Origin of the sequence: Stenotrophomonas sp. SAU14A_NAIMI4_8 (assembly GCF_003086695.1) — a bacterium.
GTDB lineage: Bacteria > Pseudomonadota > Gammaproteobacteria > Xanthomonadales > Xanthomonadaceae > Stenotrophomonas.
In genome coordinates this window covers 4,088,905-4,110,488 of the sequence record NZ_CP025999.1, presented here as the reverse complement: position 1 = coordinate 4,110,488, position 21,584 = coordinate 4,088,905, and the positions used below count along the sequence as shown (strand labels likewise).

Annotated in this window: 25 protein-coding genes and 2 tRNA genes; 18 read left to right on the top strand and 9 right to left on the bottom strand. The window is 65.4% G+C overall.

From position 1 onward, the window contains the following. Positions 1 to 78: 78 nt before the first annotated feature. Both C1930_RS18485 and C1930_RS18480 read right to left on the bottom strand, forming a co-directional pair. Positions 79 to 564 (bottom strand): Mpo1-like protein, encoded by a 486-nt coding sequence (locus C1930_RS18485; RefSeq protein WP_108772365.1) that lies wholly within the window; start codon positions 562 to 564, stop codon positions 79 to 81. A gap of 234 nt (positions 565 to 798) precedes the next feature. Further along, positions 799 to 1,725, bottom strand: coding sequence for a phosphoribosylaminoimidazolesuccinocarboxamide synthase (locus C1930_RS18480; protein WP_199912378.1), 927 nt, complete (start codon positions 1,723 to 1,725; stop codon positions 799 to 801). 141 nt (positions 1,726 to 1,866) lie between these two features. On the opposite strand from C1930_RS18480, the gene C1930_RS18475 reads away from it, so the two are divergent. The 4 genes from C1930_RS18475 (at position 1,867) to yegS (ending at position 4,634) form a co-directional block, all read left to right on the top strand. Then, a complete protein-coding gene (locus tag C1930_RS18475) occupies positions 1,867 to 2,196 on the top strand; it encodes a DnaJ domain-containing protein (protein ID WP_107232903.1) in 330 nt (109 codons plus the stop codon). Between the two features lie 32 nt (positions 2,197 to 2,228). After that, positions 2,229 to 2,906: a ribulose-phosphate 3-epimerase gene (gene rpe / locus C1930_RS18470; RefSeq protein WP_108751097.1), complete on the top strand. Its 678-nt coding sequence runs from the start codon at positions 2,229 to 2,231 to the stop codon at positions 2,904 to 2,906. Positions 2,907 to 2,909: 3 nt separating this feature from the next. Further along, complete coding sequence (locus C1930_RS18465) at positions 2,910 to 3,401, top strand: GNAT family N-acetyltransferase (protein WP_108757379.1); 492 nt, start codon at positions 2,910 to 2,912, stop codon at positions 3,399 to 3,401. A 300-nt stretch (positions 3,402 to 3,701) separates the two neighbouring features. Then, complete coding sequence (yegS, locus tag C1930_RS18460) at positions 3,702 to 4,634, top strand: lipid kinase YegS (RefSeq protein ID WP_108772363.1); 933 nt, start codon at positions 3,702 to 3,704, stop codon at positions 4,632 to 4,634. Positions 4,635 to 4,642: 8 nt separating this feature from the next. On the opposite strand, the gene C1930_RS18455 is transcribed toward yegS, so the two are convergent. Beyond that, positions 4,643 to 5,509, bottom strand: a complete 867-nt coding sequence (locus tag C1930_RS18455; RefSeq protein ID WP_108772362.1) for an ankyrin repeat domain-containing protein — start codon at positions 5,507 to 5,509, stop codon at positions 4,643 to 4,645. 11 nt (positions 5,510 to 5,520) lie between these two features. Beyond that, positions 5,521 to 6,402 (bottom strand): ankyrin repeat domain-containing protein, encoded by an 882-nt coding sequence (locus tag C1930_RS18450; RefSeq protein WP_234412697.1) that lies wholly within the window; start codon positions 6,400 to 6,402, stop codon positions 5,521 to 5,523. 102 nt (positions 6,403 to 6,504) lie between these two features. On the opposite strand from C1930_RS18450, the gene C1930_RS18445 reads away from it, so the two are divergent. The 7 genes from C1930_RS18445 (at position 6,505) to C1930_RS18415 (ending at position 14,574) form a co-directional block, all read left to right on the top strand. Then, positions 6,505 to 8,874 (top strand): XVIPCD domain-containing protein, encoded by a 2,370-nt coding sequence (locus C1930_RS18445; RefSeq protein ID WP_234412696.1) that lies wholly within the window; start codon positions 6,505 to 6,507, stop codon positions 8,872 to 8,874. A 157-nt stretch (positions 8,875 to 9,031) separates the two neighbouring features. Beyond that, positions 9,032 to 10,507, top strand: coding sequence for an anthranilate synthase component I (gene trpE / locus C1930_RS18440; protein ID WP_057494325.1), 1,476 nt, complete (start codon positions 9,032 to 9,034; stop codon positions 10,505 to 10,507). A 67-nt stretch (positions 10,508 to 10,574) separates the two neighbouring features. Then, complete coding sequence (locus C1930_RS18435; protein ID WP_108772360.1) at positions 10,575 to 11,354, top strand: SIMPL domain-containing protein; 780 nt, start codon at positions 10,575 to 10,577, stop codon at positions 11,352 to 11,354. Positions 11,355 to 11,356: 2 nt separating this feature from the next. Continuing rightward, positions 11,357 to 11,944 carry an aminodeoxychorismate/anthranilate synthase component II gene (locus tag C1930_RS18430; RefSeq protein ID WP_108754392.1) on the top strand — a complete coding sequence of 196 codons (588 nt, stop codon included), beginning with the start codon at positions 11,357 to 11,359 and terminating at the stop codon, positions 11,942 to 11,944. 16 nt (positions 11,945 to 11,960) lie between these two features. Beyond that, positions 11,961 to 12,992: an anthranilate phosphoribosyltransferase gene (gene trpD / locus C1930_RS18425; RefSeq protein WP_108754391.1), complete on the top strand. Its 1,032-nt coding sequence runs from the start codon at positions 11,961 to 11,963 to the stop codon at positions 12,990 to 12,992. Positions 12,993 to 13,066: 74 nt separating this feature from the next. Further along, positions 13,067 to 13,861, top strand: coding sequence for an indole-3-glycerol phosphate synthase TrpC (trpC, locus tag C1930_RS18420; protein WP_108757373.1), 795 nt, complete (start codon positions 13,067 to 13,069; stop codon positions 13,859 to 13,861). Beyond that, positions 13,858 to 14,574, top strand: a complete 717-nt coding sequence (locus tag C1930_RS18415; protein WP_108754389.1) for a haloacid dehalogenase-like hydrolase — start codon at positions 13,858 to 13,860, stop codon at positions 14,572 to 14,574. The genes trpC and C1930_RS18415 overlap by 4 nt, the downstream gene beginning before the upstream one ends. 93 nt (positions 14,575 to 14,667) lie before the next feature. Here C1930_RS18415 and C1930_RS18410 read toward each other — a convergent pair whose 3' ends face one another. Continuing rightward, positions 14,668 to 15,429 (bottom strand): sulfite exporter TauE/SafE family protein, encoded by a 762-nt coding sequence (locus C1930_RS18410; RefSeq protein WP_108772359.1) that lies wholly within the window; start codon positions 15,427 to 15,429, stop codon positions 14,668 to 14,670. Positions 15,430 to 15,505: 76 nt separating this feature from the next. Beyond that, positions 15,506 to 16,195, bottom strand: coding sequence for a cAMP-activated global transcriptional regulator CRP (crp, locus tag C1930_RS18405; RefSeq protein WP_010482649.1), 690 nt, complete (start codon positions 16,193 to 16,195; stop codon positions 15,506 to 15,508). Positions 16,196 to 16,344: 149 nt separating this feature from the next. Between crp and speD the strand changes: the two genes are divergently transcribed. Continuing rightward, complete coding sequence (gene speD / locus C1930_RS18400; protein ID WP_006473908.1) at positions 16,345 to 17,139, top strand: adenosylmethionine decarboxylase; 795 nt, start codon at positions 16,345 to 16,347, stop codon at positions 17,137 to 17,139. Between the two features lie 166 nt (positions 17,140 to 17,305). Beyond that, positions 17,306 to 17,626: a quaternary ammonium compound efflux SMR transporter SugE gene (gene sugE, locus C1930_RS18395; RefSeq protein WP_108751088.1), complete on the top strand. Its 321-nt coding sequence runs from the start codon at positions 17,306 to 17,308 to the stop codon at positions 17,624 to 17,626. 118 nt (positions 17,627 to 17,744) lie between these two features. Here the strand turns inward: sugE and coq7 are convergent, their stop codons facing one another. After that, positions 17,745 to 18,389, bottom strand: coding sequence for a 2-polyprenyl-3-methyl-6-methoxy-1,4-benzoquinone monooxygenase (gene coq7 / locus C1930_RS18390; protein ID WP_108754387.1), 645 nt, complete (start codon positions 18,387 to 18,389; stop codon positions 17,745 to 17,747). Positions 18,390 to 18,585: 196 nt separating this feature from the next. Between coq7 and rplM the strand changes: the two genes are divergently transcribed. Both rplM and rpsI read left to right on the top strand, forming a co-directional pair. After that, complete coding sequence (gene rplM, locus C1930_RS18385) at positions 18,586 to 19,014, top strand: 50S ribosomal protein L13 (RefSeq protein WP_005414692.1); 429 nt, start codon at positions 18,586 to 18,588, stop codon at positions 19,012 to 19,014. A gap of 2 nt (positions 19,015 to 19,016) precedes the next feature. Then, positions 19,017 to 19,409, top strand: a complete 393-nt coding sequence (rpsI, locus tag C1930_RS18380) for a 30S ribosomal protein S9 (protein ID WP_005411311.1) — start codon at positions 19,017 to 19,019, stop codon at positions 19,407 to 19,409. Between the two features lie 188 nt (positions 19,410 to 19,597). Here rpsI and C1930_RS18375 read toward each other — a convergent pair. Both C1930_RS18375 and C1930_RS18370 read right to left on the bottom strand, forming a co-directional pair. Continuing rightward, positions 19,598 to 19,672, bottom strand: a tRNA-Gln gene (locus C1930_RS18375). A 52-nt stretch (positions 19,673 to 19,724) separates the two neighbouring features. Continuing rightward, positions 19,725 to 19,801, bottom strand: a tRNA-Met gene (locus tag C1930_RS18370). A gap of 121 nt (positions 19,802 to 19,922) precedes the next feature. Here C1930_RS18370 and C1930_RS18365 point away from each other — a divergent pair. The 3 genes from C1930_RS18365 to bfr all read left to right on the top strand — a co-directional run bounded on the left by C1930_RS18365 (position 19,923) and on the right by bfr (position 21,470). Continuing rightward, positions 19,923 to 20,543, top strand: a complete 621-nt coding sequence (locus tag C1930_RS18365) for an RNA pyrophosphohydrolase (protein ID WP_108751086.1) — start codon at positions 19,923 to 19,925, stop codon at positions 20,541 to 20,543. A gap of 108 nt (positions 20,544 to 20,651) precedes the next feature. Further along, positions 20,652 to 20,858, top strand: a complete 207-nt coding sequence (locus C1930_RS18360) for a (2Fe-2S)-binding protein (protein ID WP_057497541.1) — start codon at positions 20,652 to 20,654, stop codon at positions 20,856 to 20,858. A gap of 141 nt (positions 20,859 to 20,999) precedes the next feature. Continuing rightward, the gene (bfr, locus tag C1930_RS18355; protein WP_108754386.1) at positions 21,000 to 21,470 is read left to right on the top strand and encodes a bacterioferritin; all 471 of its coding nucleotides are present in this window, start codon (positions 21,000 to 21,002) and stop codon (positions 21,468 to 21,470) included. Positions 21,471 to 21,584: the final 114 nt, after the last annotated feature.

Below are 21,584 nucleotides of genomic sequence, written 5' to 3'. Positions count from 1 at the left end.
GGCCTGGCCGGCAGCGTGGCAGGCACGGCGTACAGCCACAGTGAGCGCGCGGCCCCGTTCAGGAAAGCCGCCCGGCGATCAGTAGCGCCAGTCCAGCTTGCGGTACAGCTTGGCCATCACCCAGGCCGGGCCGATCAGCAGGTAGGTCAGATCGGTCAGGAAGCTGGGCTTGCGGCCCTCGAACTTGTGGCCGATGAACTGGGCGATCCAGGCCACCACGAACACGCCCAGCGCCAGCCAGCGCAGCGCATGCAGGCCGATTTCGGCTTCCAGCAGGCGGCACAGGCAGCCGAACACGAAGAACTGGATGAGCATGCCGATGCCCAGGGGGCGCGACAGCTTGTTGTAGAAGCACCAGGCGCTGAACATCGCAAACGCCGCCCAGATGCCGTACTGGAACCAGGTGATCAGCGGCGGCACGCACCACAGCAGGGCCACCACCGACCACAGGATGGCCGGTACGGCGACCACATGGATGGCCTGGTTGATCGGGTTCTGGTAGTCGTCGGAATAGCTGGCGAAGTAGCGATCGACGGGGCGTGCAAGCTGGGTGGTGGTCTGCATGCGGCCAGCATACTCCCGCAGCGCCGCGCGGTGATGGGGGGCGTGGAATGGTGGGGGCGACCGGGTGGGACCGACTGTGTGGAAACGACGGGGTCGGACCGACCGGGTAGAGTCGACCGTTGGTCGACTCTCGCGCGCAGCGCGGCGATTTCCGCGGTTTGAACGGAGAGCAGTCGACCAACGGTCGACTCTACCGGAACGCCCCCAGCCGCGCGGGCCGGGGGCGCAGGGGCATCAGTCGACGCTGATGCCGGCCAGGCGCTGCAGCGCCTCGGCGTACTTGGCGCGGGTGCGCTCGATGATCTCGGCCGGGATGGTCGGGCCCGGGGCGGTCTTGCCCCAGTCCAGCGTCTCCAGGTAATCGCGCACGAACTGCTTGTCGTAGCTCGGCGGGCTGGTGCCCACTTCGTACTCGTCGGCCGGCCAGTAACGCGAGGAATCCGGGGTCAGCATCTCGTCCATGATGTACAGACGGCCATCGGCATCGGTACCGAACTCGAACTTGGTATCGGCCAGGATGATGCCGCGTTCGCGGGCGTAATCGGCGGCGAACTTGTAGATGCGCAGGGTGGCATCGCGCACGCGCTCGGCCAGGTCCGCACCCACCTGCTTGACCATCGCATCGAAATCGATGTTCTCGTCATGGTCGCCCACGGCGGCCTTGGTCGAAGGGGTGAAGATCGGTTCGGGCAGCTGCTCGGCCTGGCGCAGGCCGTCGGGCAGGTCGATGCCGCTCACCTTGCCGGTGCGCTGGTAGTCCTTCCAGCCGCTGCCGATCAGGTAGCCGCGGGCGATCGCTTCCACCGGCACCGGCTTCAGCTTGCGGGTCACCACCGCACGCTTGGCATACAGGGTCGGGTCCACGCCCTCGGGCAGCACGCTGGCCACATCGATGCCGGTCAGGTGGTTGGGCATCAGGTGCGCGGTCTTGGCGAACCAGAAATTGGACACCTGGCAGAGCATCTCGCCCTTGCCCGGAATCGGGTCGGGCAGCACCACGTCGAACGCCGACAGGCGATCGGTGGCCACCATCAGCAGGTAATCGCCCGGCGGGGTCCCTGCCGGCAGCCGCTCGCGCGGAATATCGAACACATCACGCACCTTGCCGCGATGGCGCAAGGGCAGGCCGGGGAGATCGGATTGCAACAGCGTGGTCGGCACGGGCACTCCTGGGGCTTTGTCGATACGGCTGCCCAACGGACCCGGCGGGCCCGCTGACCAGCGGGCGGCCTAGTGTAAAGCGGTCCGGGCCCGCTGTGACGTAAAATGATCGTCCATTTCGTCGGTCACCCCCGGAACGCCATGCGCTGGTACGGAAAACTGCTCGGATTCATCGCCGGGGCCCTGCTGTTCCGGCCCAATCCGCTGTTCGGGGCGGTGGTGGGCCTGCTGCTGGGCCACGCCTTCGACAGCGACTGGTTCCGCCTGAACAAGGAAAACCCGTACCGGGAGCTGGGGCTGACCTCCGAGGCCACCGACGCCGAGATCGAGCGCGCCTACCGCAAGCTGATTTCCCAGTACCACCCCGACAAGCTGGGTGGCGCCGCCCCCGAGCTGCAGCAGCAGGCCGAACAGAAGTCGCGGCGCATCAATGCCGCCTACGACCGCATCAAGACCCTGCGCAAGCGCTGAACCCCTTTCCCCTCGTGCCCAAGGCCCCGGCCATGTCCAACTGCCTCATCGCCCCGTCCATCCTGTCCGCCGATTTCGCCCGCCTGGGCGAGGAAGTGGACAACGTCCTGGCCGCCGGTGCGGACTGGGTCCATTTCGATGTGATGGACAACCACTACGTGCCGAACCTGACCATCGGCCCGATGGTCTGCCAGGCGCTGCGCAAGCACGGCGTCACCGCGCCGATCGACGTGCACCTGATGGTCGAGCCGGTGGACCGCATCATTCCCGATTTCGCCGAGGCCGGTGCCACCTACATCAGCTTCCACCCGGAAGCGAGCCGCCACGTGCACCGCACCATCCAGCTGATCCGCTCGCTGGGCTGCAAGCCGGGCATCGTGCTGAACCCGGCTACCCCGGTGGACATCCTGGATTGGGTGCTGGATGACCTTGACCTGGTGCTGCTGATGTCGGTCAACCCGGGCTTCGGCGGCCAGGCCTTCATTCCCTCGGCGCTGGACAAGCTGCGCGTGGTGCGCCAGAAGATCGATGCCAGCGGCAAGGACATCCGCCTGGAGATCGACGGTGGCGTGAAGGCCGACAACATCGGTGCCATCGCCGCCGCCGGCGCCGACACCTTCGTTGCCGGTTCGGCCATCTTCAACGCCAAGACCAGCTACCAGGACGTGATCGCGCAGATGCGCGCGAATGTCGCTGCGGCGCGGGGCTGAGCCATGGGCACGGCGGCCGTGTTGAACATCCGCGCGGCCACCGTGGCCGACGCCGGCCTGATCCTGCGCTTCATCCGCGAACTGGCCATCTACGAGAAGGCCGAGCACGCGGTGCAGACCGATGAGATCGGCATTGCCGAGAGCCTGTTCGGCGCCGATGCCAGCGCCCGCGCGCTGATCTGTGAAGCCGACGGCGAAGCCATCGGCTACGCGGTGTACTTCTACAACTATTCCACCTGGCTGGGCCGCAAGGGCATCTACCTGGAAGACCTGTACATCAGCCCGGAAAAGCGCGGCGGCGGCGCTGGCAAGGCACTGCTGAAGTACATCGCGCGCCAGGCCGTGGCCGAAGGTTGCGGTCGTTTCGAATGGTCGGTGCTGGACTGGAACACCCCGGCCATCGCGTTCTACACCGCCGCCGGCGCAAAGCCGCAGGACGAGTGGACCGTGTACCGGCTGCAGGGCCAGGCCCTGCACGATTTCGCCAACGGTTGATGCGTAGGGCAGCCACGCATGGCGTGGCTCTACCGGGCCGGCGCCTCAACCCGGGTGTGGTGGGTGCGAACCGCCACCCGGTAGGTGCGAACCTTGGTTCGCACTGCTCGAGCCTGAAAAAAAAAGCCGCGCCAACCCCCGGCGCGGCTTCGCTGCATGCGTGGGAGGCTGATCCTGCCTCCATCCATCATCCCTGCTATGGCCTTCCATTCTCCGGGCCATCCATGACACCTGAATGACATTCACCGCAGGCAAACGCGGCGTTGATAGCCTGTGCCACCCCCCTCCCGGAAGCACTGCATGAGCACCCCGCGCTGGCGCCTGATCCTCAACGGCAAATCCGCAGGCGACGACGACCTGCGCAGTGCCGTCGGCCATTGGCGGCAGCAGGGCGTACAGCTGGAAGTGCGGGTGACCTGGGAAGAGGGCGACGCCGAGCGTTACGTGGCCGAGGCCATCGACCACGGCGTGGACGTGATCGTGGCCGCCGGCGGCGATGGCACGCTCAGCGCCGTGGCCGAAACCCTGGCCCACCGCGATGAACCGGCCGAGGCGCTGCCCTCGCTGGCGCTGGTGCCGATGGGCACGGCCAATGATTTCGCCACTTCCGCCGGCATTCCCACCGAACCCCAGCAGGCCTTTGCACTGATCGGGCAGGCCGCCGCGCGCGCTGTGGATCTGCTGCGCGTGGACGCCGACGGGCGCACCTGGTGGTGTGCCAACCTGGCCAGCGGCGGCTTCGGCACGCAGGTGACGGTGGAAACCGATGCGGGCCTGAAGAAAATGCTGGGTGGGCTTGCCTACGTCATCACCGGCATCGCCAAACTGGGCCGCATCGAGCCGATCACCGCGCGCCTGTCCGGCCCGGATTTCGCATGGGAAGGCGGCTTCATCGCCCTGGGCATCGGCAATGGCCGCCAGGCCGGTGGCGGCCAGCAGCTGTGCCCGCAGGCATTGATCGATGACGGCCTGCTGGACGTGACCGTGGTGCCCGAACTGGAAGGCGAGGTGGCCGCCACGATTGGCCAGATGCTGACCGGTGGCAAGGAAGCCGCGCTGGAGCGCGTGGCAACGCGCGCACAGTTGCCGTGGTTGCAGATCGAGGCCCCGCAGGCGCTGACCTTGAACCTGGACGGCGAGCCGGTGCAGGCCCGCCGTTTCCGTATCGACTGCGTGCCGGGCCGGGTGCGCATGCACCTGCCGGCTGGCTGCGAGCTGCTTTCCGGGGCTTGAGCTACGGGCTACAGCAGCGGGATGTCTTCTTCCCGGCTGGGGAACTTGAAGGCCTCCCGCTTTCTGCGGATGTGCTCGGGCATCGGCGGGCGTGGGATGTTGCGGTCAGCCAACCATTGCTGGCACTTCTTCTGCCACGGCAGGTTGTCGGGCGTGGTGATTTCCCAGTAGATGTCTTCGACCATCAGCTGACGCGCAGTCTTGCCCGATCCTTCCTGGACAGGTTGGGAGATGGTGGGATCTGCTCCGTGCTCCAGCAGCCAGTAGGCATAGTCGAATCCACCTCTTCCTGTGTACCAGCTCAGGACGGTGTCGTCACCCAAGCTGCGGCGATTGGATTCATTTACATCTGCGCCGTTTTTCACCAGCGTCTGGACATTCTTCCATTGATTTCCGCTGATGAACGCCTGGTAGAGAAGCGTCTCATTGTTGACGTTGCGCGTATCGGGATTTCCGCCATGCTTAAGCAGAAGATCCAGATAGCGCGCGTCGTCCATCTTCGTCGCGTAGACCATCGCGTTGTCGAAGTTGATCAACTGCCCGTTCATCTGCTTGGACTCGCGGGCATTGGGGTCTGCACCGGCATCGAGCAAGGCTTTCAGTCCCTCGATGCTGCGGGCTCGCAGCGGCCATGCGATCAGGGGAATTCCGTCGCGCGATGAAAACGTCTTGTCCGGGTCGACGCCCTCGTCTTTGACAAGGTGACGTATGGCATCGGAGTCGCCGCCTTCGGCGGCAATCGCCAGCTGTAAAGCCTTGCCTTCAAAGTAACCCTCAGCGCCATGCATCGACTGCGACGTGCATGCTGAAAGCAGAGTCAACGCTGCCGCCAATACGGCGGAACCGAAGATGGGATTACGAAAGCGAGAGTCCATTTCATCTGTCCTTACAGAAGTGGGATGTCTTCCTCCCTGCTCGGGAAATTGAAGGCCTCCCGCTTCCTGCGGATGTGCTCGGGCATCGGCGGGCGTGGGATGTTGCGGTCAGCCAACCATTGCTGGCACTTCTTCTGCCACGGCAGGTTGTCGGGCGTGGTGATTTCCCAGTAGATGTCTTCGACCATCAGCTGACGGGCAGTCTTGCCCGATCCTTCCTGTACAGGCTGGGAGATGGTGGGATCTGCACCGTGCTCCAGCAGCCAGTAGGCATAGTCGAACCCACCTCTTCCTGTGTACCAGCTCAGGACGGTGTCGCTCCCAAGGCTCTTCAAGTTGGATTCGTTTATGTCGGCCCCGTTCTCGACCAGAACTTGCACGTTCTTCCACTGATTTCCGCTGAGAAACGCCTGCAGCAGCAACGTCTCATTGTTGATGTTCCGCGTATTGGGATCGCCACCGTGTTTCAGTAGAAGATCCAGATAACGCGGGTCGTCCATCTTTGCCGCGTAGACCATCGCGTTGTCGAAGTTGATCAACTCCCCGTTCATCTCCTTCGACTCGCGGGCGTTGGGGTCTGCACCGGCATCGAGCAAGGCTTTCAGTCCCTCGATGCTGCGGGCTCGCAGCGGCCATGCGATCAGGGGAATTCCGTCGCGCGATGAAAACGTCTTGTCCGGGTCGACGCCCTCGTCTTTGACAAGGTGACGTATGGCATCGGAGTCGCCGCCTTCGGCGGCAATCGCCAGCTGTAAAGCCTTGCCTTCAAAGTAACCCTCAGCGTCATGGGCAGAAGTTGCCGTGGTCGCAGAGCACCCCGTTGCAAGAAAAAGTGTGATCCATGCCGCGCCTGCGAGGAATCTTGTCGTCAAATTGTGAAGAGTGACGTTCATTTTTCCCTTTTGGTCCGTTCCTGGCGTGACAGTAGCAAAGGGTTCTGGTAATCCATAGTTACCGCAGAACAAGCGGCATTTCAAAGTGCAATGGAGTTTGCCATGAGCGATCAGGACAATGAGGTGCGCGGCCGCGTAGTCCGTGAGCAGAACTTGCTCGTCCAGCAGTTGCGCGATAGTGGAAATGAAGGTGAGGCAGATCGTCTAAAAGAAACGTACCACGCTCGCGAAATGTCGGGGCTGGCGGCCGATGTGTACCAGTCTGCGAAGCATGAAGGGACCCCGCCAGCAGGATGGACGCGCGCAAGCAGCGATCCAGCTGCACTTCGCAAGGCTGGGTTTGATATCTCCGACGCTGACCTCAAAGAGCTGTTGGAGCCCACGCGTTCGGGGTTCCGGGCAGAAATATATCTTCCCGACAAGCATGTTCTGGGCGAGGACGCCAAGCCGGTAATCGTCTACAAAGGCTCCACCGGTGAAATTGTTGATCCGTCTTCACCTGATGGCCGCCGCCAGTCCGGGAGCGAGGACTTCCTCAACAACGGTCAGCAGGGTATCGGCATGCGCAGCGATTACTATGATCGCGCCATGCGCCTTGCATCTGTCATGAATCAGCAGATCCCGGGCGGCTTCGAAATAGCCGGCCACTCTCTCGGCGGCGGCATGGCCTCCGCCGCTTCCGCCGTCACCGGCGCGCGCGCCACGACCTTCAACGCCGCTGGCCTGCATCCGGCAACCGCATCGCGTTACGCCAAGGACAACGGCCTGCCGACGTTCGACACCGGGCAGACCGTGCACACCTACCAGACCACGGGTGAGGTGCTGAATGATGTGCAGAACGGCATGCACCGCCTGAGCGAGCATCAGCGCCGCGGCTATGGTGTGCTCGCCAACGAGCTGGGCATGGTGCTGAAGGACCCGGTCATGCAGAAGGTTGTCGGTGAGCAGCTGCGCGAGAGTCTGCCGCCGGGCGCGCAGACCGCCGCTGCACAGTTCATCGAACAGCTGGCGACCCAGCCGGGTCAGCAGGCGCTGCGCGATATTCCACTTGCGGCAGGGCGTCTTGAGCTGCTGCTGGAGCCAAAGACGCGCGATGCGCAGGGCGCGCTGATTGATCGCCCGCAGGTGGCCGCGCCCAGCCAGGTGGCCGAACTGGCGGGCCCGCTGTCCACCGTGCTGCACGCCACGGCACATGGCATGCGCAACGGTCGCTTGATCGGCGAGCAGGTGGAAAAGGCAGGCGCTGTCACTGCCCATGTGCTGGACAGAACCGGCGATGGCGTCGAGCGCGTGCTGAAGACCGAAGGCATGGCCATCGGCCAGGTGGTGAACATGGGCTCGGCCAGCCTGCAGGTGGGGACGCGCGCGGCAAGCACGGTGATTGCTTCCGGGCGTGAACTGACCGGCAGCATCGAAGCCACGGTGCATCGCGTGCAGTCGCAGGCCGGCGCCCGTGGGCTGTCCGCGCTGTCGTGGGTAGCGGGCAGCGTGGGCATGGACAACGTGGCCGACAGACTGTCCCGGCAGGGCGACGCCGTTCGTGATCTCGGCGAGCAACGTGCGCAGCACGCGACAAAGCAGGCCCATGCCGAAGCTGTGGGCGCTCGCGCGACGGGCGAGCGCGTGGCCGCCGCCATCAACCATGATGGGCAGTGGGTGGCGGGCAAGCTGCAGAACGGCTTTGCCACGGCCGGTGCCCATGTGGAACGTGGCTACGATCTGGTGGCATCCCACATGAGGGGCATTACCGCGACCGCACCGGTTGCCCTGGCCACCGTTGGCGGGGCAAAAGCTGGCCTTGAGGCGGCCGCCGCCACGCATCTGCCCAGCGGAAACCTGCCAATGGTCGCGGTGAAGCTGCACAACCTGGACCAGTCCGCCCGCGTGATTCGTGGCATCGGGGCAGCCTTCGGCGAGGCGACCGCCCGCCACGGCATGGACCCGACCGTAATCCCCAGCCTGGATTCCGCGCTGATCACGCAGGAGGCCGCCGCGCGCAAGCTGATCGAGCAACAGCCGGGCATCGTGCCTGCCGCAGGTGGCCGGACCACGGGACCCAGCGCGCAGGCGATCGGCATCGATCACCCCTCCCATGTGGCCAATCCGCTGTTCCTCGGCGCCCAGTCCGGCGTCCACGCCCTGGACCGGGCCCACAACCGCGTGCCCGACCTGCAAAGCGACCAGCTGGCCGGCGCGCTGGCGGCCCAGGCCAAGCGCGAAGGGCTCGAGACCATTTCCCATGTGGTCCTCAGCGACGACCGCGCCCGGGCCTTCGCCGTCGATACCGCCGACCTCAATGCCCCGCACCGGCGCCATGCCCATGTGGAGGTGGCCCAGGGCATGGCCCAGCCCCTCAGCGTCAGCACGGCCCAGGTCGATGCCGTCACGGCCAGCCGGTCCGCGTCTGTGGAGGCCGGTCTGGCCCAGCAGCAGGTGCAGGAGTCGCAGGAACTTGCGCGACGCATGGGCTAGGGCCGCAGGGTTTCCCTGCCGCCGAACCTGCGCTACAGTCAACGGGTGTCCAGCCTGACGACCCCGCATACCCTTTCTTCCGCACGCCGTTGGTGGCGATGGTGGCCCGTTGCCGTCGTCCGCCCCCATAACGCTGTGTCCCGGAAGGAAAGTCGTCTTGAACTCGCACGCTCAGTTTCAGCAGCAGGCCGCTGAAGGCCACACCCATATCCCCGTTGTCCGCGAAGTGCTGTCCGACCTGGACACGCCGCTTTCGGTCTATCTGAAGCTCGCCGACGGCCCCAATACCTACCTGTTTGAATCCGTCGAAGGCGGCGAGCGCTTTGGTCGTTACTCGATCATCGGCCTGCCGGCACGCCGCGTGTACGCCTTCCACGGCCACACCCTGACCGTGCGCGAGGATGGCCAGGTGGTGGATACCCGCGAGGTGGCCGACCCCTTCGCCGAGGTCGAGGCGCTGCGCAGCGCCCACTCGGTGCCCAAGCTGGACGGCCTGCCGGGCTTCACCGGTGGCCTGGTCGGCTGGTTCGGCTTTGAATGCATCGGCTACATCGAACCGCGCCTGGCCCCGCCGGCCGGCCGCGATGAACTGGGCACGCCGGACATCCTGCTGCTGGATTCCAACGAACTGGCGGTGTTCGACAACCTGAAGGGCCGGCTGTACCTGATCGTGCATGCCGACCCGCGGGTCGACGGCGCGTTCGAGCAGGCGCAGGCGCGCCTGGATGCACTGACCGCCAAGCTGCGCGCACCGGGCGCGGGCTACCCGGCACCGCTGAACAGCGATGTGCTGGACGAGTCCGATTTCGTTTCCGGTTTCACCCGCGAAGGCTTCGTCGATGCGGTCCAGCGCAGCAAGGAGTACATCCGCGCCGGTGACATCTTCCAGGTAGTGCTGAGCCAGCGCTTGAGCGTGCCGTTCAAGGCGCGCCCGGTGGATGTGTACCGCGCGCTGCGTGCGCTGAACCCGTCGCCGTACATGTATTTCCTGGATGTGGGCGACCTGCAGGTGGTCGGTTCGTCGCCGGAAATCCTGGTGCGCCTGCAGGATGGCGAAGTGACCGTGCGCCCGATCGCCGGCACCCGCCCGCGCGGGGCCACCGTCGAACAGGACCTGGCGCTGGAAGCCGAGCTGCTGGCCGATCCGAAGGAACGCGCCGAGCACCTGATGCTGATCGACCTGGGCCGCAATGATGCTGGCCGTGTTTCGAAGGCCGGCACCGTGGAAGTAGGCGAGCAGTTCGTGATCGAGCGCTACAGCCACGTCATGCACATCGTCAGCGAAGTGACCGGGCAGCTGCAGCCTGGCCTGAGCTACGCCGACGTGCTGCGTGCCACCTTCCCGGCCGGTACGGTCAGCGGCGCGCCGAAGATCCGCGCGCTGGAAGTGATCCGCGAACTGGAACCGATCAAGCGCAATGTCTACGCCGGCAGCATCGGCTACATCGGCTGGCACGGCGATGCCGATACCGCGATCGCGATCCGCACCGCGGTCATCAAGGATGGCCGCCTGTACGTGCAGGCCGGCGCCGGCATCGTCTACGACTCGGACCCGGACAAGGAATGGGACGAGACGATGAACAAGGGCCGTGCGCTGTTCCGCGCCGTCGCCCAGGCCGCCAAGGGCCTGTGAGTTTCCCCGTGCCGTGGCCTGCGCCGCGGCACCTTCCGCTGTTCCCACCCAAGACAAGGAGTACCGCATGAAGCTGCTGAGCGCATTGCTGTGGTCGTCGCTGCTGGCCACGATGGCCCCGTCCGTGTGGGCGCAGGCCAATACCATTCCCTCGCAGCCGCATCTGCTGGTGAAGGGGCAGGGCACCCGCACGGTGATGCCCGACCGCTTCGGCCTGCAGTTGAACATCGAAGAGACCGACATGGACGCCGATGCGGCGCGCCGCCGCGTGCAGGACAACGTGGCGCGCGCGCTGGCGCAGTTCAAGCAGCACAAGGCGGTGGACGGCAGCGTGCGCGCGGACAACCTGCGCATCGGCCCCGCCACGCGCTACGAGGACAGCCGACAGGTGTTCATTGGTACCCGCGTGTCGCGCCAGCTGCGTGCCAGCTTTGCCAGCGTGAAGCAGATGCAGGACGTGCTGGCCGCGCTGAAAGCGAATGAGCATGTGCAGGTCAGCAGCGTCGCCCCGACCTACTCCGGTGAGGTCGCACTGCGCCGCGAGCTGAAGTCTGAAGCAGCGGCCCAGACCCGTGAATCGGCGCAGGGCCTGGCCAAGGCCTATGGAACGTCGCTGCGCGGCCTGTACAGCATTTCCGATGTGGCACCGGATTTCGCCTATGGCATCCAGGCCGGGCAGTGGCCCCAGCTGGACGAGGATGGCCAGAACCTGGACCGGATCTCGGTGACCGGCAGTCACGGCTACGCCGCAGCGCCTGAGCCTGGTACGCGCGAATCCATCGAAGCCGGCCCCATCACCTACACCGAAAACGTGTACGCCATTTTCCTGATAAGCGACGGAACCTGACCATGTTGTGGATGATCGACAACTACGACAGCTTCACCTACAACCTCGTGCAGTACCTGCAGACGCTGGGCGCCGAAGTGAAGGTGGTGCGCAACGATGCGATGAGCGTGGACGAGATCGCCGCGCAGAAACCCGAGCGCATCGTCATTTCGCCCGGCCCGTGCACGCCCAATGAAGCAGGCGTGTCGCTGGAGCTGATCCAGCGGCTGGGCCCGACCACGCCGATCCTCGGCGTGTGCCTGGGCCACCAGAGCATCGGCCAGGTCTACGGCGGCACGGTCATCCGCGCCGGCAACATCATGCACGGCAAGACCTCGCCCATCCGCCATGAAGGCAAGGGCGTGTTTGCCGGGCTGCCGGACCGCTACCAGGCCACCCGCTACCACTCGCTGGTGGTGGACAAGACCAGCCTGCCCGACGCGCTGGAAGTGACCGCCTGGACCGAGAACGAGGACGGCTCGATCGAAGAGATCATGGGCCTGCGCCATCGCCAGTTCCCGGTGGAAGGCGTGCAGTTCCACCCCGAATCCATCCTCACCGAACACGGCCACGCCCTGCTGCGCAATTTCCTGCAGCGCCCGGCGGCCTGATCCAAGGAGCATTCCGATGAGCTTCTCCCCCCAGGAAGCCCTGCAACGCACCATCGAACACCGCGAAATCTTCTTCGACGAAATGGTCGACCTGATGCGGCAGATCATGCGCGGCGATGTCTCGCCGATGATGACCGCCGCCATCCTCACCGGCCTGCGGGTGAAGAAGGAAACCATCGACGAGATCGCTGCGGCCGCCACGGTCATGCGCGAATTCGCGCTGGCGGTGCCGGTGGCCGATACCACCCACCTGGTCGATATCGTCGGCACCGGTGGCGATGGTTCGCACACCTTCAACATTTCCACCTGCGCGATGTTCGTGGCGGCCGCCGCCGGCGCGCGCGTGGCCAAGCACGGCAACCGCAGCGTGTCGTCCAAGTCCGGCAGCGCCGATGCGGTGGAAGCGCTGGGCGCGGCCATCGAGCTGCAGCCGGCGCAGGTGGCCGCGGCGATCGAGCAGACCGGCATCGGCTTCATGTTCGCGCCGATCCATCACCCGTCGATGAAGGTGGTCGCGCCGGTCCGCCGCGAGATGGGCGTGCGCACCATCTTCAACATCCTCGGCCCGCTGACCAACCCGGCCAGCGCACCGTCGGTGCTGATGGGCGTGTTCCATCCCGATCTGGTGGGTATCCAGGCGCGCGTGCTGCGCGAGCTGGGCACCGAGCGCGCCATGGTGGTCTGGGGCCGCGACAACATGGACGAGATCTCGCTGGGCGCCGGCACCCTGGTGGGCGAGCTGCGCGACGGCAAGGTGCGCGAATACGAGATCCACCCCGAAGACTTCGGCATTGCCATGTCGGCCAGCCGCAACCTGCGCGTGGACAGCCCGGAGCAGTCGATCCAGATGCTGCGCGCGGTGCTGGACAACCAGGCCGGCCCGGCGCTGGACATCGTGGCGCTCAATGCCGGCGCAGCGCTGTACGTGGCCGGCGTGGCCAGCGACATCGGCGACGGCCTGGCCCGTGCCCGTGCCGCCATCGCCGACGGCAGTGCCCGCCAGCGCCTGCAGCAGTACGTTGATACCACCCGCGCGCTGGTTGCCTGAGCGCGCGGTTCAGCCTGACCCACCCGATGGCCGATAATGGCCGTCCTCACCGCCCCAGTACTGAAGCGACGACGATGAGCGACATCCTGCAGACGATCCTGGCCCGCAAGGCCGAAGAAGTGGCCCAGCGCCGCGCCCAGCGCCCGCTGGAGGCGCTGCAGGCGGCCGTGGCCAGTGCCCCCCCGGTGCGCGGCTTCGTGCGCGCGCTGCAGGCGGCGGTGGCCAACGGCGACCCGGCGGTGATTGCCGAGGTGAAGAAGGCCAGCCCGTCCAAGGGCGTGATCCGCCCCGACTTCCGCCCGGCCGACATCGCCGTCAGCTACGAGTTCGGCGGCGCCAGCTGCCTGTCGGTGCTGACCGACGTGGACTTCTTCCAGGGCGCCGATGCCTACCTGCAGCAGGCCCGCGAAGCCTGCACGCTGCCGGTGCTGCGCAAGGACTTCGTGATCGACGCCTACCAGGTGTACGAGGCCCGTGTGCTGGGCGCCGACTGCATCCTGCTGATCGTGGCCGCGCTGGACGACACCCAGCTGGCCACCCTGTCCGAACTGGCGCTGTCGCTGGGCATGGACGTGCTGGTGGAAGTGCACGACATCGACGAACTGGAGCGCGCCCTGCAGGTGCCGGCGCCGATGATCGGCATCAACAACCGCAACCTGCGCACCTTCGAGGTCTCGCTGCAGACCACCCTGGACATGCAGCAGGCGGTGCCGCGCGACCGCCTGCTGGTGACCGAGAGCGGCATCCTGGGCCCGCAGGACGTGGCCCTGATGCGCGACGCCGGCATCCATGCGTTCCTGGTGGGCGAGGCCTTCATGCGCGTGGAAGAGCCGGGTGAGGGCCTGCGTCAGCTATTCTTCGGGGCATGACAACGCACTATCCAACGCCGCGCGAGGATGCGCCGCTGGTCGTTTTCGACTTCGACCACACTCTCTACGACGGTGATTCGGGCACCCACCTGTTCGCCTCGCTGATCAAGCGCAATCCGCTGCGCATGCTGGCCGCGCTGCTGGTCACGCCGATCGCCGGGCCGCTGGTGGCGATGCTGCCGACCCGCCGTACCGGCATTTCGGTCTACGTGTGGATCGGCAGTTTTGGCCTGCATCGGGCGCGCGAGTTCAACCGGGTGATCGACGCCTACGTGATCCGCAACGAGCAGCAGATGCGCGCCAAGCTGCTGCCGCAGGCGCTGGAAGTATTCGCCGCACACCGCGCCAAGGGCGACCGGGTAGTAGTGGCCACCGGCGCACCGCCGGAGCTGGCCCGTGCCATCCTGGCCTTCGTGGCGCACCAGGATGTGCCGGTGATCGGCACCGAAGTGGGCCCGCGCCTGGGCGGGGTCGGCCCGACCCGACACTGCCACAACGAAGAAAAGATGCGCATGCTGCGCGAGCGCGGCTATGGCGACATCGACATCGCCTATTCGGACAGCACCGCCGACCTGCCGCTGCTGCTGGCCGCCAAGGCGCCGGTGGTGGTGAACCCGAAGCGCTCCAAGGTCGACTTCTTCCGCAGCGTGCTGCCCGCCGGTACCCGCATCCTCAACTGGGGCTGCGTCGACCGCGGCGGCGACAAGGCCTGACCCAGGGTCAGATCCCCGCAGGGGCTCTGACCCCATCGCACGGTGAATGATCCGCCGGGCATGGCCCGGCGCTACCGGGACAGGCGCGGGCCGTCAGCGCCCCAGGTAACCGCCCAGCGCGTGGCCGATCTGGAACAGGCTGATGCCCAGCACCAGCACGCCTACTGCCACCAGCACCCAGCGTTCCTTCACCCGCTTGACCAGGATCGCCGCCACCGGCGCGGCCATCATGCCGCCGATCAACAGGCCGGCGACGATCTGCAGGTGCTGCAGGCCCATCGACAGCAGGAAGGTGGCCGAAATGGTCACCGTCACCACGAACTCGGCGGCATTGACCGTGCCGATGGTGGTGCGCGCCTGGCCGCCGCGGGCCAGCAGGGTGGAGGTGGCCACCGGGCCCCAGCCACCGCCGCCGCTGGCGTCCAGCAGGCCGGCGAAGAAGCCCAGCAGCGGAACCCGACGGATCTCGCCCCGGGGCATCCAGCGCCCGGCTGCACGCGCCAGGATGAGGATGGCCAGCACCAGCAGGTACAGGTAGATGAGCGGGCGGATGATGTCGCCCGGCAGTTGGGTCAGCACATAGGCGCCCACCGCGCCGCCCAGGGCACCGGGCAGGGCCAGACGGAAGAACAGGCGTTTATCGACATTGCCGGCGACCAGATGCGACACGCCGGACGCGCCGGTGGTGAACACTTCGGCGGTGTGGATAGCGGCGCTGGCCTGCGCCGGCGGGATGCCCATGGCCAGCAGCACCGACGATGACACCAGGCCAAAGGCCATGCCCAGCGCACCATCGACCAGCTGTGCGCCCAGGCCGATGAGGATGAACCACCAGAATTCGCTGCTCAGTTCCATGCACCGAGCCTAGCGGATGCGCATGTGCGGGGCGTGCGATGGTGTGCGGACCAAGGTCCGCACCCACCGGGCGTGCTCAACGGGTGCCGTACAGCACCACGGTCTTGCCGCGGGCATGCAGCAGGCCGTCGGTCTGCAGCTTCTTCAGCACGCGGCCGGCCATTTCACGCGAGCAGCCGACCAGGCGGGCCAGTTCCTGGCGCGAAACGCGCAGCTGGCTGCCCTGCGGGTGGCTCATTGCTTCCGGTTCCTGGGCCAGATCGTGCAGGGTGCGCACGATGCGGTCGGTCACGTCCAGGAACGCCAGGCGGCTGGCCTTGCGGCTGGTATCGAGCAGGCGCTTGGAGATCTGCTGGCCCAGCGCGTACAGCAGGCGCGGGGCGTCGGCCGACAGCGGGCCCAGGAACAGCTGGTGCAGGCGTTCGTAGCTGATCTCGGCCAGTTCACAGGCCGTACGGGTGCGCAGGATCACCTCGCGGCGGTCCGATTCCACGAACAGGCCCATTTCGCCCACGAACTCGCCGGCACCGAAGTAGCCCAGTACCAGTTCGCGGTCGTCGTCCTCCTCGGCCATGATCGAGACAGAGCCGCTGATGACGTAATACAGCGTTCCCGCCGGGTCCCCGGGGCGGAAAACGTCGGTACGGGTGGGGTAACGCCGCCGATGGCTGTGCGCCAAGAAGCGATCGATGGTGGCGATATCCAAGGCCAATGGGCTGCTAGCTAGGCGCACGGTTGACACGATAGGGGCGCTCCCTCTGCGCATGAACGGATTCACGGGTTCGATGGCGGAGCTTAACCAGCGCACCTGTTAAGGGCAAATAGTGTGCCAGATGCGTGAGCCCTTCACGTTCCCCCGGCGGGCAGTTTGCCCCATAATTCCCCCTTTCCCATCTCACACAGGAATCGACCGCCGTGGTCAAGCCGTTGCCTCGCCTGAGGTTGCAGGGTTTCAACAACCTCACCAAGGCGCTGAGCTTCAACATCTATGACGTGTGTTACGCGCGCACCGAAGAGGAGCGTCAGCGTTACATTGAATACATCGATGAAGAGTACAACGCCGACAGGCTGACTCAAATCTTGACCGATGTCGCCGAGATCATCGGCGCGAACATCCTGAACGTGGCCCGCCAGGACTACGATCCGCAGGGTGCCTCGGTGACCATCCTGATCTCCGAAGAACCGGTGATCGACAAGAAGCAGGCCGGCAAGGAGCTGATCTCCGACGCCGTGGTCGCGCACATGGACAAGTCGCACATCACCGTGCACACCTATCCGGAAACGCACCCGCAGGAAGGCATCGCCACCTTCCGCGCCGACATCGACGTGGCTACCTGTGGCGTTATTTCGCCGCTGAAGGCGTTGAACTACCTGATCGAGAGCCTGGAATCGGACATCGTGATCATGGACTACCGCGTCCGTGGCTTCACCCGCGATGTGAAGGGCAAGAAGCACTACATCGATCACAAGATCAACTCGATCCAGAACTTCCTGGCCAAGAACATCAAGTCGCGTTACGAGATGTTCGACGTCAACGTCTACCAGGAAAACATCTTCCACACGAAGATGCACCTGAAGGACTTCGACCTGGACCAGTACCTGTTCGAGGAAAAGGCCAAGAACCTGTCGTTCAAGGAACGCATGAAGATCGAAGCGCTGCTCAAGCGCGAGATCGAAGAGCTGTTCCACGGCCGCAATCTGTCCGAGTAACACCCGTGCGCGATGCCCCTTGGCATCGCCCACCCAGGCGGGACGACCCGCCCCGTGGAACCGAATGCTGCGCAATCAGTGGTTCCACGGCGATGTACCGACCTCCGGCCCGGTGTGAAAACACCGGGCCGTTTCGTTTTTGTTCAACAAGGTAAGGACCCCACCCATGCCCTGGATCTATCTGCTGCTGGCCGGCCTGTTCGAAATCGGCTTCGCCATTGGAATGAAGTACTCCGAAGGCTTCAGCAAGCCCCTGCCCACCGCCGCCACCGTCGTCTCGGCGCTGATCAGCCTGTACCTGATGAGCCAGGCGATGAAGAGCATTCCGGTGGGCACGGCCTACGCCATCTGGACCGGTATCGGCGCGCTGGGCGTGGCGGTGCTGGGCATCTTCCTGTTCAACGACAGCGCCTCGCCGGCGCGGCTGGGCTGCGTGGCCCTGATCGTGGCCGGCGTGATCGGCCTGAAGCTGGTGTCGCCCAATTGATTGACGGGGTCGGATCCCTTTTCCACGGGAAAAGGGCTCTGACCCCATCATGGATCACGGACCGTCAGGGGTCAGAGCCCTTTCCCCTTGGGAAAGGGATCCGACCCCGGCGGGTTCCCTACAGCCGGTAGGCGATGGTCTTCATCACCTTCGATGCCAGCGCCATCGCGCCTGGAATCGGGAACGGCAGGCGGCGGGCGCCGGCCTGTTCGGCGTGCTCGGCGTGCCGGGCTTCGTCTTCCTTCATCACCTGGATGACCGCGCGGCTGCGCAGGTCGCCCGGCGGCAGGTCCACCAGGTGCTCGTCCAAGTGGGCTTCCACCTGGCGCTCGGTTTCCACCACGAAGCCCAGGTTCCAGCCATCACCGCGCAACCCGGCCAGGGTGCCGATGGTGTAGCTGCCGGCGTACCACAGCGGATTGAACAGGCTGGGCCGGCTGTCCAGCTCGCCCAGGCGGGTGGCGCACCAGGCCAGGTGGTCGGTCTCTTCCTGCGCCGCTTCCAGCAGGTGTTCGCGGGTGGCCGGGTCGCGGGCCACGGCGGCCTGTCCGAAATACAGGCCCTGCGCGCAGACCTCGCCCACGTGGTTGATGCGCATCAGGCCGGCGGCATGGCGCCGCTGTGCGCGGTCCATGCCCGGTTCGTCGGTGTCCGCGGCCGGGTAGGGGCGGGCGGCCGGCGGGTTGCCGAACACCGTGTCCAGGGCGCGCTGCGCCTCGGTCAGCAGGTGGTCCAGCGGGGTGGTCTGGCGGAGCGCGGTCATGGCAGCACGGGTGGGGCGGGGAGACCTGCGATTCTCGCCCGGCGCCCGGGCCCTGCCAACCCAGGGCAGGGGGCGCTTGCACCGGGCAGGCCGGGTGCGTACAATCCCGCCTCTTACGCTTCACCTTTTCACAACGCGTGGCAGAGTTCCGGCGAGCCTTTCGCCGCAATGAGCCCGACCTAACCTAGAGTTCTTCATGAGCACTTTCACTGCCAAGAACGAGACCGTCCAGCGCGACTGGTACCTCGTCGACGCCGAGGGCAAGACCCTGGGCCGTCTCGCCACCGAGCTGGCCCGCCGTCTGCGCGGCAAGCACAAGCCGGTCTACACCCCCCACGTTGATACCGGCGACTACCTGGTCGTCATCAATGCAGAAAAGATTGCCGTCACCGGCAAGAAGCTGCAGGACAAGATGTATCACCGTTTCACCGGCTACATCGGCAACCTGAAGACCGAATCCCTGGCACAGGCGCTGGAGCGCCACCCGGAGCGCGTGATCGAGATCGCCGTGAAGGGCATGCTGCCGAAGGGCCCGCTGGGTCGCCAGATGTACCGCAAGCTCAAGGTCTACGCCGGCACTGAGCATCCGCACGCCGCACAGCAGCCGCAGGTTCTGGATATCTAATCATGGCTATCACTCAAAACTACGGCACTGGCCGCCGCAAGTCCTCCACCGCTCGCGTGTTCCTGCGCAAGGGTTCGGGCAACATCACCGTCAATGGCCGTCCGCTGGACGAGTTCTTCGGTCGTGAGACCGCGCGCATGATCGTGCGCCAGCCGCTCGAGCTGACCAAGAACACCGAAAGCTTCGACATCCTGGTCACCGCCGCTGGCGGCGGCACCACCGGCCAGGCCGGTGCGATCCGTCTGGGCATCGCCCGTGCACTGGTCGAGTACGACGAAACCCTGAAGTCCGAGCTGCGCAAGGCTGGCTTCATGACCCGTGACGCCCGTGAAGTCGAGCGTAAGAAGGTCGGTCTGCACAAGGCCCGTCGCGCCACCCAGTTCTCCAAGCGCTGATCCACTGCGCCTGGTTGGGCTCCTTCGGGAGCCCGCTGGTTGGAAACGCAAAAGCCCGGCTTCGGCCGGGCTTTTGTCGTTCTGGGGATTGGGGGTCGGATCCTTTTCCGCAGGAAAAGGCGTTGACCCCCCAGTGATGCGCACACAAAGAAAAAGGCCAGATCTTTCGATCTGGCCTTTCTTGAATTTGGCTGCCCCGGATGGATTCGAACCACCGAATGCCTGAGTCAGAGTCAGGTGCCTTACCGCTTGGCGACGGGGCAATGTCGCGAACTGCTATTCTCACATTTTTCACATTGAAAAACAACTTCAATGTGGTGGCTATGGGTGGACTCGAACCACCGACCCCAGCATTATGAGTGCTGTGCTCTAACCGGCTGAGCTACATAGCCTTGGTGAGCCCGCTATTCTGCGCATGTGTACTGGGCCTGTCAACACCTTTGTAACGTGCTTGTGGCCTGACAGGCGTCATGGGATAGTCCCAGCCAGTAGATTTTCTTAGGAGTCCGCATCGTGATCGATCCGGACGGCTATCGACCGAACGTCGGCATTGTGCTGATGCGGCAGGACGGGCAGGTATTCTGGGCACGACGTGTGCGCCGGGATGGCTGGCAGTTCCCGCAGGGCGGAATGAACACCGACGAGACCCCCGTCGAAGCCATGTATCGTGAACTGCAGGAAGAAACCGGACTGCTGCCCGAGCACGTGGAAGTGCTGGGCGCGACACCGGGCTGGCTGCGCTACAAGCTGCCGGCGCGGGCAATCCGCCGCAATGAACGGCAGGTCTGCATCGGCCAGAAGCAGGTCTGGTTCCTGCTGCGCCTGACCGGCGATGAATCGCACGTGCGCCTGGACCACACCGACTCGCCCGAGTTCGACCACTGGCGCTGGGTCGATTTCTGGTACCCGGTGGAACACGTGGTCATGTTCAAGCGTGGCGTCTATGCCCGTGCCCTGCGCCATCTGGCGCCGCTCGCACGCGGGGTGGCGGGGCAGGGGGTCACCTCCATGCCCAAGAGCGCGGCCGAGGCCTGGATGCCCGGCCAGGCTGCCGGCCATGACCGCCCACGCAAGCGCCCGCGCAGCCGCGGGTACTGGCCAAAAAAGGCCCAGGGTGACGGTCCGGCCACCTAGTGGCCTGAACGGTAGCGAGAATGGTTCAGGTCATTGATTGACAACCATTCTCGTTTGCATTGGAATAGCGACCAGGCCGCTTCCGGCCTGTCAGCCTGGTTCCTGCCCGTGTACGTCTGCATCTGCAATGGTGTTACCGACCACCAGATCCGTGAAGCCGCCTCGCAGGGCGTCACGTCGGTGGGCGAGCTGACCATGCGTACCGGTTGCGGCGCCACCTGCGGTTCCTGCCTGGACATGGCCGGCGACCTGCTGGCCAAGGCGCTGGCCACGCACGACCTGCCGCTGCCCGTGCTGGGCCTGCAGGCGGCCTGATCCGCCTTCGCGCGGCATTGACGCCGCGCCCACTTCTGCTTCGCTGCTGGCTGCACTGGCCAATGCGCACGATTCGCGTTCCTTCACGCTCGCGCGCAAGGGGTTACAGTGCCCGCGTTTTCAGCGTGCAGGAGCATCCCCATGAAGGGCGACACCAAGGTCATCGAATTCCTCAACAAGGTCCTCTACAACGAGCTGACCGCGATCAACCAGTACTTCCTGCACGCCAAGATGCTCAAGAACTGGGGCATCAAGGAACTGGCCGAGCATGAGTACAAGGAATCGATCGACGAGATGAAGCATGCCGACATGCTGGCCGACCGCATCCTGTTCCTGGAAGGTCTGCCGAACTTCCAGGCACTGGGCAAGCTGCGCATTGGCGAAAACCCGACCGAGATCCTGCAGTGCGACCTGTCGCTGGAACGCGACGGCGTGGTCACCCTGCGCGACGCCGTGGCCTATGCCGATTCGGTCGGTGACTACGTCAGCCGCCAGCTGTTCGTGAAGATCCTGGATTCGGAAGAAGAGCACATCGACTGGCTGGAAACCCAGCTGGACCTGATCGAGCGCATCGGCGAGCCGAAGTACCTGCTGAGCAAGCTGGAAGAGTGATGTAACCCGCAGCGTAGAGTCGAGCTTGCTCGACTGCTCTACCCGCGGTTTGTAGAGTCGAGCTTGCTCGACTGTTTTTGCCTGAAGCAGTCGAGCAAGCTCGACTCTACCGAG